Raw genomic sequence first — 11,341 nt, forward strand, 5'->3', positions numbered from 1 at the left:
TTCCTACTTTTTTAAAGAATCAACTCTCTGTTTTCACAGAATTCTTTTTCTGCTCTTAAAAAAGAAATAACAGTTCAGCCATGCCTTATCATTCTGTTCTTGGACGAAATTGTAATGCTCACACATCAGAAAATTCCAATATTTCAAGAGTAAAAGGTTTCCCTTTAAAGGACATCCTACTCGATTGAGATTATATTTTTAGTAATTATTATATAATTGAATTGCTTTTTGGAATGCAATTGTTACCTATCATTGAAAGTTCAAAATTCATCATTTTTTTGCTCTTATAAAAGTTTTTCGCCCCTCCTATCCTGTAGTTGCAGTACCTCTTATTTTTCTTGATTATAAACAAAAATTTCAATATTTCCGAAGTGTCCTACCATATCAACAGGAATAGACTCGTCTTTTTGGATCATAAAAACATTTAGCCCAACAACATGATCATCCAGCCTTAAAGACATACAATCTACGGGAGATGATCTCCTAAATGGAATATTAATTTTGCTGTTAATCCAAACTTTGCCTTCAGGAAAAGCTTTTTCCAGCACCCCGGTATAAAATCCGGTTTCTTCGCGTCTCCAGTAAATATCTCCAATCGTGTTTTCTAATACAATAAACTGAGGTTCAAAAGATTTTTCATCTATACGCAATAAAGCTCTGTAAATTTTATACTTTCTTCCAGGTTCCGTGGAATCTAAAATACCTAAAGCCGTTTTCCATGAATAAATATTTTCATAGTCTAAATTGGAAGCATCTCTTCTCGTTAAATAACTAACATGAGAATCTGATGACCAAAGATGATTTTCTAATGCATTTTTATCAGCTTTATTTTGAAGATTCACATTCAGTTCCTGAACTGTAGATTTATCCGCTTTAATCTGAAGATTTGCATTCGCATTGGCTAATCCTTCTTCAACAATTTTTATTTTATTCAGCTCTGGCTCAATCGTAGCTTTGTCTGCCTTAGTTTGAAGATTGGCATTCAGTTCCTGAACTGTAGATTTATCTGCTTTATTTTCAATACTCGTTGTAAATGTGCCGAATTGCTCAAGAACCGAAGCTTTATCGGCTTTAGTTTGAAGATTTGCATTTAAATTGGCTACTCCGGTTTCTACAGCTTTTATTTTATTAAATTCTACTTGAGCTGTTTCTACATCTACCTTTGTTTCAAGACCGGCGTTTAAGGTATTAAACTGTTCAAGAACCGTGGCTTTATCAGCTTTAGCTTGAAGATTTGAACTTAGAGTGGCTACTCCGGTTTCTACAGTTTTTATTTTATTGAACTCTACTTGAGCTGTTTCTGCATCAACTTTTGTTTCAAGAGTCGTGTTTAATGTGGTAAACTGTTCAAGAACCGTAGCTTTATCAGCTTTAATTAGAAGATCTGCGTTCATATCGACTAATCCGTCTTCAACTACTTTTATCCTATTCACTTCTTGCTGAAGTGCTGATTTATCTGCTTTAGCTTGAAGGTTTGTATTTAAAGTAGCTACTCCGGTTTCTACAGCTTTTATTTTATTAAATTCTACTTGAGCTGTTTCTACATCAACTTTTGTTTCAAGATTAGTATTTAAGGTATCAAACTGTTCAAGAACTGTGGCTTTATCAGCTTTAATTAGAAGATTTGAATTCACATCGATTAACCCATCTTCAACAGATTTTATTCTGATTACTTCTTGCTGAAGTGCTGATTTATCGGCTTTTGTTTGAAGGTTTGTATTTAAAGTAGCAACTCCGATTTCTACAGCTTTTATTTTATTAAATTCTACTTGAGCTGTTTCTACATCAACTTTTGTTTTAAGATTAGTATTTAAGGTATCAAACTGTTCAAGAACTGTGGCTTTATCTGCTTTAGCTTGAAGATTTGTATTTAAAGTAGCAACTCCGGTTTCAACAACTTTTATTTTATTAAATTCCACTTGAGCTGTTTCTACATCAACTTTTGTTTCAAGATTAGTGTTTAATGTATTAAACTGCTCAAGAACCGTAGCTTTATCAGCTTTAATTAGAAGATCTGCGTTCATATCGACTAATCCGTCTTCAACTACTTTTATCCTATTTACTTCTTGCTGAAGTGCTGATTTATCGGCTTTAGCTTGAAGGTTTGTATTTAAAGTAGCTACTCCGGTTTCAACAGCTTTTATTTTATTAAATTCTATTTGAGCTGTTTCTACATCAACTTTTGTTTCAAGATTAGTATTTAAGGTATTAAACTGTTCAAGAACTGTGGATTTATCTGCTTTAATTAGAAGATCAGCGTTCACATCGACTAATCTGTCTTCAACTACTTTTATTTTATTAAATTCAAGCTGAACTGTAGCTTTGTCCGCTTTAGTTTCAAGATTGGTTGTGAATGTACCAAATTGCTCAAGAACTGCAGATTTATCTGCTTTAGTTTGAAGATTGGTATTCAGATTAGCTACTCCGGTTTCTACAACTTTTATTTTATTAAATTCTATTTGAGCTGTTTCTGCATCAACCTTTGTTTCAAGATCGGCGTTTAATGTGGTAAACTGTTCAAGAACTGTAGCTTTATCGGCTTTAATTAGAAGATCAGCGTTCACATCAACTAATCTGTCTTCAACTACTTTTATTTTATTAAATTCAAGCTGGGCTGTAGCTTTGTCAGCTTTAGTTTCAAGATTGGTTGTGAATGTACCGAATTGCTCAAGAACTACAGACTTGTCCGCTTTTGTTTGAAGATTGGCATTTAAATTGGCTACTCCGGTTTCAACAACTTTTATTTTGTTAAATTCTAATTGAGCTATTTCTACATCAACTTTTGTTTCAAGATTAGTGCTTAATGTATTAAACTGTTCAAAAACCGTGGCTTTATCAGCTTTAATTAGAAGATCAGCGTTCACATCAACTAATCTGTCTTCAACTACTTTTATTTTATTAAATTCAAGCTGGGCTGTAGCTTTATCCGCTTTAGTTTCAAGATTGGTTGTGAATGTACCGAATTGCTCAAGAACTGCAGCTTTATCAGCTTTAATTTGGAGTTTAGTATTCACATTGATGAGTTCTCCCTGTACAAATTCAATCTTATTGATTTCAGTTTGAAGACCTTCAACCATTCCAACGGTAATATTCGAAAGTCCGGTTGGTAAATAATTACTTTTATCTTGTTTGTTACCTCCTTTAAATAGATAAAGAGCAAAATTGCCTCTTGAATCGGGAACTGCGATGAAATCGTTATCTTCAAATTTATATAAATCGGAACGCTCTGCAAATTCTAAAATGCTTTTCTCCGAAGCTTCAATTAAAGTCGTTAAACCCAAAGCTTCAATTTTTTCTGCTATAATCTTTTTATCATCATTCAAAAAATCCTGCAGAAACATATATTTGGAATCACTCTGATCTTTTGTGTAAACTGTATCTTTATCAGCCTTAATTTGAAGATCGGTATTTAGTGCGTTAACTTGTTCCTGAACTACAACTTTATCTGCTTTGCTTTGAAGATTCGTATTCACATTGATTAATCCATCCTCAATAATTTTTATCTTACTGAGCTCCTGTTCAACCGTAATTTTATCTGCTTTAGTTTGAAGATTAATATTTATGTTGCTTAATTCTCCCTGAATTACTGCGATTTTATTCAATTCACCCTGAAGTCCTTCAACCATTCCAACGGTAATATTTGAAAGTCCGGTTGATAAATAATTCGATTTATTTCGTTTGTCTCCACCTTTAAACAAATACAATGAGAAATTTCCTTTTGAATCTGGAATGGCGATAAAATCGTTGTCTTCGAATTGATATAAGTCTGAACGTTCTGTAAACTCTACAATACTTTTTTCTGTAGCTTCAATTAAAGTTGTTAACCCTAAAGCTTCGATTTTTTCGGCTAAAATTTTATTCTCATCATTCAAAAAATCCTTCAAAAACATATACTTAGAATCACTTTGATCTTTTGTGTAAACATTTCCAATGTTGTGACCGTCATCAAAAGTTGCCACATTATTCAGTAATTGTTTTACTCCTAAAACATTTTTCCAAGATTGAATATTCTCTGGATTCAAATTAGAAGCATCTTTTTTTGCTAAATAATTTGCATGAGCTTCTGAGGACAAAACATGACCATCCAAGGTTGTTTTATCAACTTTATTTTGAAGTTGATTTATAAGTCCTATAATTTTAATCATCGGAATAGCTTCATCTTTGTGCCAAAATGAAGACCAAGATTCTTTAAACTCTTCCTGTGTTGGAAAATCTCCGGTTTCAAAATAACTGTAAATTGTATCTAATGGTATTGACATATCGTTTATTAATTTTTTGGTTTAGTATTATTAAAATTACATTTCCAGCAATACCATACAATCACAGGCTAATTGATGCAGAATAAGCCATCATATAATATCGTCGAAGAATCTTTGGTCTGCTGTTTTCGGTATTGGTTTTTACAATTTCTTGTAGAGCCCAATTATAGGATTTTAGTACTCCTTAATCGCTTGTTAAATAGTTATTAGAAAGCTATTTCCCTTTATTTCTTCAGATTTATTTTTCTGAATGATTGAATTTATTTATTTTTCATTTGCAGAATAATTACATTCTATTCTTACATTTCTGATTCCCACTACCTGACCGCCATTCAAATTGTTTGGGTTTTGTCCTGCATTTAGGTAAGCTGTCGTTAAAAGATTGTCATTATCTGCATCATAAACGTTGCATTGTATTGATTGATCAACTTTTGTAAGATCCGCATTATAATAGAAGGTAAAATAATCTCCCAAGTCATAATGGTCAGTCACCGTATCTTCGCTTTTATATGTATTACTCCATCCAGGAGCCTGAACTCTATATCGAATAGGAACTTGAGTTTTATTAACGAACTTAATGTTTGTGTTTAAAACATTTATTTTTTTTCCATAATCACCTTTTGAAATTTGTATAGGTAAGCCAATACTTTCCAGCTCACCAAAATCAAACCCGACAGGAACTGTTTTCAGATTATTTCCAAACAACCTAAGAATACTATAGGTCTGATTTAATTGATACACCAAACTATAATATTCATTTTCTCTTAAATCACCCTCTTCAACTTCTTTTACTTTAATCGTGTAAGGTGCACTGCCTATTATATAACGTTTATCTAAAAAACTTTTGAAATCTCTCGCCGAGATCACTTGATCCGGTTCATCTTCCGTGCTTACTACTATTGAAAAATTTAAATTTCCCATATCGCTTACTAAAAAATTAACGAATACGTTATCAATAGCTGCTAAATTATTGGCGAAGATTGCCAATTCTTTTTTGGTAAGAACATCTTCTTTAAGTCTTAATAAATCTATCAAATCCGAAAACTGGCTTTGCGTCGGATATTTACCTGTTTCAAAATATGCTTTTAACTGTTCTCTTGTTGTTAATGTGTCTATTTTCATAATATTTTAATATTCTTACTGCTTCCTGTTTTTAGTAGAATGTTTTTGAGATTTCAATTACTATCTGATTTAAAGCTCAAAATTCATCTTTTTTTCATTCTTATGAAAGTTTTTCGCCCTCACTATCCTGTAGTTGCAGCAACTTCTATTTATATCAAAATCAAATAATTACATATTTAAACTCGACTCTTAAAATTCATGTTTTTTTATTTTTACGCAAGTTTTTCACCTTGTAAAATTAGTAGTTGCAGTATCTTAGAAAACTTATAGAAATGAAGATATCTATCTCAAATTGGAATATTATATTTATCCATTTATGCTTATAAAAAAGAAAAAGCCCGGATTATAAAAATCCGAGCCTTACGTTTTAATTGATATCTTTAAATAGAACAGCATTATTTTTTAATCTAATTTAAAGAAGAAAAAAGTCACTGCTGCCCATTCTTTTTTAATTCCTCTTGCGTAGCCAATCGTACTGCGGCTGCTGTTTTCTACCGTTCCATCATCTTTAATGTAACCAATCGTTGAACGACTGCTATTTTCTACGGTTCCATCTTTTTTAACATAACCTACAGTAGAGCGGCTTTTGTTTTCTATCGTACCATCACTCTTGATATAACCAATGGTACTTCGGCTTTTATTTTCAATTGTACCGTCATTTTTAATGTAACCTACCGTAGAACGACTGCTGTTTTCGATCGTACCATCACTTTTGATATAACCTGTAGTACTGCGACTTCCCGATTCTATCGTTTGCGCATTTGCAATGGAAAGACTGAACAAAAGGGAACAAATGAATAATGTTTTTTTCATGGTTTTTAAATTTAATAAGATGTATTTAGATCCTTGGTCTCATGTATAAAGATAATGAGTTTTATTGAATACAAAAAAGGTGAAGCTTCTAAAAATTTTTATTTTAAAAAAAATAAAAAAACTCCGCAAAAAAGATATTACTAAAAAGAAGAAGGAAAAAAATATTAATATGGTAATTTTGAACTATCCTGTTATATCTATAATCTTTACATTTTACACTTTTGAGCATTCTTTTTGACAACAAAAAAAACAGTTTTACGATCTCATAAAACTGCTTTTTTTCAACTGATATTAAATATTTTTTTCTGCTTCTTCTATATTATATGAAATTCTATCATCTTGACTTATTAAGTCATTAAAAACATTTATGAACTTACTCAAATTGTCTTTGTCATAATGCGCAATAACAGGAAACAGTTGGCTTGCCTGATAGTATCTTTTATTTTTTAAAGCACTTTGCATAGCTTGTTCTATTTCTTTTAAAAGTGGTCTGCAATTTTTCTTTAATAGAAAATCTTTTAAATTAGATTCAAAAAACTTATCTCCGTAAACACTCAAAAAATGTTTAATATAGGGATATAATTCTTGTTCATTTTTTCCATTTAAAGTAGCAATGAATAATGCATTTGTAATTACATCATATACATTATCTTCATTATATAGTCTGTGAGGTTCAAAATTTTCTTTTTCATCCCATTTTTTAGAAATAAACTTATCTAGTTGTTGAAATCCTTCAGGTATTGACCACGCAAGTAAAATAAGCATTGCCTGATAAGCAATATATTGATTGTCATTATGAAGAAGCAATTTTAATTTTTCAACCCTTTCAAAATCTATTTTTTCAAGGAGTTGAACTTCATTTAAATCATATCCTTCATTTCCTTCTTCGTTGTAGTGATAAAGGAGGTCGTTTATTTCGTTGTTCATTTAATTAGGTTTTATTGATAGTTTAATATATAAGAAATATTCAGTTTCATATATTTTTCTTTTCATTTTGTTGTAATATATATTTTAGAATCATTGTTATTCATTGATTTAATAAGGAGGTATTCTAATCTCATTATTAACTTCAATATAAAAAAATATATTTTTCGGGTTTATAGATCAATCCTGTAACTTGAAATTAAGCCAGAAAAAAATCATTTTGATTGAGTGGCTTTCTTGATAAATAATTTTTAATTTTCTTTTAATTTCAATATTATATTTTGATTTTTAAAATCTAATTCTCATTTATTTATACTATTTTGCCATATTTGAAAATCTCTATCTCTTAGATGTTCTAATATTTTAACATCTTTTTTCTTTAAATTTTAATTTCAAGTAAATTTGATGTAGAGGATAAAAAACTAAATGATAAGTAGTATTTTTTTTGTTTATCAATTAAATAAGACACACCATGAAAAGATAAAAACATATAGTCTTTTATTTGTTCTATCTCTGCTTTTAATTTCAATATTTCACTTTCATGAGGGCTTATATTATACATATGATTAGATATATTTATGGGAATACCTATGGATAGCCCAGAACTTTTTAACATTTTTTTTTGTTCGTCATATACTTTGATGCAATTTCTTGCTAAGGATCCTGTATCGTTAGAAAAAGAAAACTCTATAGTTTCATCGGTAAGATTTATCATTTCTATGATTAAGATAAAATTATTTTTTTCAATATTATAAGAAATATTCAAGTTTATTTTTTTTGTATTCATAGTTTTATTTTTAGTAATTTCCGTATTCATTTCGTAAAACACTTCCTATATGATCATTTAGTTTTTCTATTTCTTTTTGAGATATACCTAACTTTTCGGCTTCTTCAAGAATTCTAACTTTGGCATCATATTCCCACAAATCAACATTATCATAAATAGTTCCTCCATTTGCATATACTGTTCCTCTTTCAGGATGTCCATTCAAATCTTGCAAAGCATGATAACATTCTTCGTAAAAAGTTGCTACATTAGGGTTTTCTTTTAAAGTAATCACTCTTTTGAAAGTTCCATCGGGTAACTCTATTGATCTATATAATCCATTAAGATTATTATCAAATAGCTTTAACTCCCCTCGCTACCGCACGAATCCTTTCGTGTGGTTACTATTATCTAAAAACAAAAATATGATTAAAGCTCTCCTTTTTCACCTCCTTTATTTGTTACTTCTACAACTTCTGTAACTTCTCCACTCGCCAGTAAAACCCAAGGATTAACGCTTCCGTAAAGATAAAATTTAAATCCTTTTACAACAATTTTAAAGCTTTGACTAAGCTCAAATAAAAAACCGAAACTTTTTTAGAGTTTCGGTTAAAAAAAATTTAAATGTGATTTTATTGATCTAAATAAAACTCTATATCTGTATCTTCAAATACTACACCTGTCAGTTTTTCTTCTTCTATTTTTTTCTTAAGATGTTCTGAACAATAAATAAAATGTGAATTAGCAAATCTTAAAATATCTGTATATTTATATAAGCTTTTTTAGGCAAAATAGTTTTTGTAGCATCATCTAATACAACCTCCCATCCTTTCTCAAATAATTCTTCTTTATTATTAATGATGATTTCTTTACCGCCATCACGCCATGACATTAGGGTTGAATCTATTCTAAAAATAGTTTTAGTATAATTTATATTTTCAGTATCTATAACATTAAAAAAAAAAATAATTTTCAATTAAATTTTCACCTTTATATATACTCGTATTTAGAAACTTATAATTTTCCTTTATACTATTTTAAAATATTATTTTTAGCTTACTACTAATAAAAAAACCATCTAAAAATAAATAATTACTGTTTAAAATATCCGTTAGATTTGCTTCCGCGTTTAACGCAAAATTATATACATTAATTTCACTTGTATCAATAAATCTGTTTTTTCGATTATCATTGTATTTTTTAATCTCAGATTCTTTGATCAAACTTCTATTATAAAAATTGTCAATTTGTGCTCCTTTAGAACCTATTATATTCTGGTCTGTAGAATAATTTATTCGATAATATTTTAACATAACATATAGATAATTTTAGAATAATTCATTAATTTTTGTTGTTGGGTTATCTTCTATTTTCTTCAATACTTGTGACGCTATTTTTTCTAGCATCATTCTAGCTTGACTCTCTGTAATTTCATCAATGCTTTTTCCAGACGTCAGTAAAAGAGCCCCAATCATATCTTCAACACCATTTGTATACTTTGGATGGCTTGCATGTACTCCATCTTTTAAATGTTCAAATTTGCTACTAAACTGTTTCAACCATTTAGCATTTATTTTCCCGTTAAATTCAAAGCCTCCTTCTATTGCTTTTTGTACAAACTTACCAACTTTTTCATTTGATATCAATTCGATTGGAATCAAGTGATGTGCTTGTTCATATTTCTTAGCCAGATGTTTTCCAGCGTTTTTTGCAATACTGCTTCGATTTTTAATTATGTCTGCAGCTTTTTGTCCATAGTCTCTTATAGCTTTTTCATAGTCAAATGAATCTACACCATTTATGATCTTTTGCCTAGCGGAATCATCTGCTAATTTCAAAAACTCATCTGCATCTTGAGTTCCGTCTTCTATAGCCCTTACAAATTTGGACTTTTTTGTTCCTCTTCCTGTCCCAATAAGGATTCCCTCAATTTGTTCACCTGCTATAGTTTTAAACTCTCCTTTTTGGCCTACTTTTTTACCTCCTTTATTTGTTACTTCTACAACTTCTGTAACTTCTCCACTCGCCAGTAAAACCCAAGGATTAACACTTCCGTAAAGATAAAATTTAAATCCTTTAGTCAGGGTCTAAATAAAAAACCGAAACTTGTAAAATTTCGGTTTTTTATTTAAAGTTTATCATCTAATTGAGCAAGACGAAAGTAAATATCTCTTTTTATTGTAGTATATAATTATTATTTAATAAATACTTCTTCAACATTAAGTTCCATGAATTCAACACCTGATATTTTTTCCTTCTCAATCCTTCTTTTTAGTTCTTCTGAACACCACATAACCGTATCTATTTCTGGTCGAAGTAAATCAAAATATTCATCCATAACTATTTTTTTTGGATAAGAACTAAATAAAACACCTTCTTCTTTAGTGATTCGCTTATTTTCTTTGACCAAATCTTTGAACGAATTAATCGGTGAATTAATTTCTTTTTCAAACTCAGGTTTGCGTAAAGACTTAATTCTTTTATTGATTACAAATATTGATTTTTTATAATCAATATTTGATATACTTTCAATATTTAAAAAAAAATATTTCCAATCTGCACATTGATGTCCATGAATTTTAACATCCATAAATCTATAATTAGAAATTTTATATTCTTCTAAAATAGTTCTAAGTTTATTATTTATAAAAAAACCATCTGAAGATAAAAAAACAGAACTTAAAACATCTGTTTCATTAGCTTGAACATGAGCCTTAAACTTAGTCATATCAAAGGTATCATCCAATAATTCGAAATGATTAACACCATATTTCGAAACTCTTTCGGGTGTATTATTTTCAAAATCAACAAAATCAATCAATTGCTCTTTCTCTGATTTTACACCGGTAACATCTGAAGATATAGAAGATTTTATTCTATAATATTTAACTAGTTTCATGTTTAAAAAATTATATCATTAATTTTCATATTTTTATTTACTGTAATAATCTCATCAAGAGATTGAGAAACTATTTCTAGTACTTCTTTAGCTTCTTGTTTAGAAACCTGACTTAGAGATTTCCCTAATTCAGTTTTAACAGTATTCTCTATAAAATCTACAACTCTATTTGTATATTGAGGATGACTCGCATGAACCCCATCTTTTAAATGTTCGAATTTACTACTAAACTGTTTTAACCATTTTGCATTTATCTTTCCATTAAATTCGAAACCTCCATTTATGGCTTTCCGTATAAACTCTCCAACTTTTTGATTTGTTATCAGTTCTATTGGAATCAAGTGATGTGCTTGTTCAAATTCTTTCGCCAAATGTTTTCCTGCATTTTTTGCAATACTGCTTCTATTTTTAATAATATCTGCTACTTTTTGGCCATATTCTTTAACAACTTCTTCATAGTTAAATGAATCTACACCTCGTATAAGCTGTTGTCGCGAAACATCATCGGATAATTTTAAGAATTCTTCTACATCTGTTGTACCATCTTCTAAACTCTTT

11 protein-coding genes are annotated in these 11,341 nt (G+C 29.6%); all 11 read right to left on the reverse strand.

The annotated features are described in order from the left end of the window. Nucleotides 1-329: 329 nt before the first annotated feature. The 11 genes from BUR17_RS05800 to BUR17_RS20730 all read right to left on the reverse strand — a co-directional run bounded on the left by BUR17_RS05800 (nucleotide 330) and on the right by BUR17_RS20730 (nucleotide 11,154). Nucleotides 330-4,259, reverse strand: a complete 3,930-nt coding sequence (locus BUR17_RS05800; protein ID WP_074229382.1) for a coiled-coil domain-containing protein — start codon at nucleotides 4,257-4,259, stop codon at nucleotides 330-332. A 264-nt stretch (nucleotides 4,260-4,523) separates the two neighbouring features. Further along, nucleotides 4,524-5,381 carry a hypothetical protein gene (locus tag BUR17_RS05805; protein ID WP_074229383.1) on the reverse strand — a complete coding sequence of 286 codons (858 nt, stop codon included), beginning with the start codon at nucleotides 5,379-5,381 and terminating at the stop codon, nucleotides 4,524-4,526. 402 nt (nucleotides 5,382-5,783) lie between these two features. Next, on the reverse strand, nucleotides 5,784-6,194 hold the full coding sequence (locus tag BUR17_RS05810; protein WP_074229384.1) for a 5-fold beta-flower protein: 411 nt from the start codon (nucleotides 6,192-6,194) through the stop codon (nucleotides 5,784-5,786). Between the two features lie 291 nt (nucleotides 6,195-6,485). Beyond that, complete coding sequence (locus BUR17_RS05815) at nucleotides 6,486-7,121, reverse strand: hypothetical protein (protein ID WP_074229385.1); 636 nt, start codon at nucleotides 7,119-7,121, stop codon at nucleotides 6,486-6,488. Nucleotides 7,122-7,497: 376 nt separating this feature from the next. Further along, the gene (locus BUR17_RS05820) at nucleotides 7,498-7,905 is read right to left on the reverse strand and encodes a hypothetical protein (RefSeq protein WP_143747530.1); all 408 of its coding nucleotides are present in this window, start codon (nucleotides 7,903-7,905) and stop codon (nucleotides 7,498-7,500) included. Between the two features lie 10 nt (nucleotides 7,906-7,915). Continuing rightward, on the reverse strand, nucleotides 7,916-8,179 hold the full coding sequence (locus BUR17_RS05825; protein ID WP_074229387.1) for a hypothetical protein: 264 nt from the start codon (nucleotides 8,177-8,179) through the stop codon (nucleotides 7,916-7,918). 456 nt (nucleotides 8,180-8,635) lie between these two features. Then, nucleotides 8,636-8,860, reverse strand: coding sequence for a hypothetical protein (locus tag BUR17_RS20635; RefSeq protein ID WP_143747531.1), 225 nt, complete (start codon nucleotides 8,858-8,860; stop codon nucleotides 8,636-8,638). 61 nt (nucleotides 8,861-8,921) lie between these two features. Next, nucleotides 8,922-9,197, reverse strand: coding sequence for a hypothetical protein (locus BUR17_RS05830; protein ID WP_074229388.1), 276 nt, complete (start codon nucleotides 9,195-9,197; stop codon nucleotides 8,922-8,924). 15 nt (nucleotides 9,198-9,212) lie between these two features. Continuing rightward, entirely contained in the window at nucleotides 9,213-9,722 is a 510-nt protein-coding gene (locus BUR17_RS05835; RefSeq protein ID WP_074229389.1) for an AHH domain-containing protein, read from the reverse strand. Between the two features lie 356 nt (nucleotides 9,723-10,078). Beyond that, entirely contained in the window at nucleotides 10,079-10,783 is a 705-nt protein-coding gene (locus tag BUR17_RS05840) for a hypothetical protein (RefSeq protein ID WP_074229390.1), read from the reverse strand. Between the two features lie 2 nt (nucleotides 10,784-10,785). Next, complete coding sequence (locus BUR17_RS20730; RefSeq protein WP_074229391.1) at nucleotides 10,786-11,154, reverse strand: AHH domain-containing protein; 369 nt, start codon at nucleotides 11,152-11,154, stop codon at nucleotides 10,786-10,788. Between the last annotated feature and the right edge of the window lie 187 nt (nucleotides 11,155-11,341).

Source organism: Chryseobacterium scophthalmum (assembly GCF_900143185.1).
Lineage (GTDB): Bacteria > Bacteroidota > Bacteroidia > Flavobacteriales > Weeksellaceae > Chryseobacterium > Chryseobacterium scophthalmum.

Bases quoted from the DNA above. Each gene is read 5' to 3' on its own strand.
- BUR17_RS05840 (WP_074229390.1), bottom strand. From the start codon at position 10,783: ATGAAACTAGTTAAATATTATAGAATAAAATCTTCTATATCTTCAGAT.
- BUR17_RS05810 (WP_074229384.1), bottom strand. From the start codon at position 6,194: ATGAAAAAAACATTATTCATTTGTTCCCTTTTGTTCAGTCTTTCCATT.
- BUR17_RS05820 (WP_143747530.1), bottom strand. From the start codon at position 7,905: ATGAATACAAAAAAAATAAACTTGAATATTTCTTATAATATTGAAAAA.
- BUR17_RS05830 (WP_074229388.1), bottom strand. From the start codon at position 9,197: ATGTTAAAATATTATCGAATAAATTATTCTACAGACCAGAATATAATA.
- BUR17_RS05805 (WP_074229383.1), bottom strand. From the start codon at position 5,381: ATGAAAATAGACACATTAACAACAAGAGAACAGTTAAAAGCATATTTT.
- BUR17_RS05815 (WP_074229385.1), bottom strand. From the start codon at position 7,121: ATGAACAACGAAATAAACGACCTCCTTTATCACTACAACGAAGAAGGA.
- BUR17_RS05800 (WP_074229382.1), bottom strand. From the start codon at position 4,259: ATGTCAATACCATTAGATACAATTTACAGTTATTTTGAAACCGGAGAT.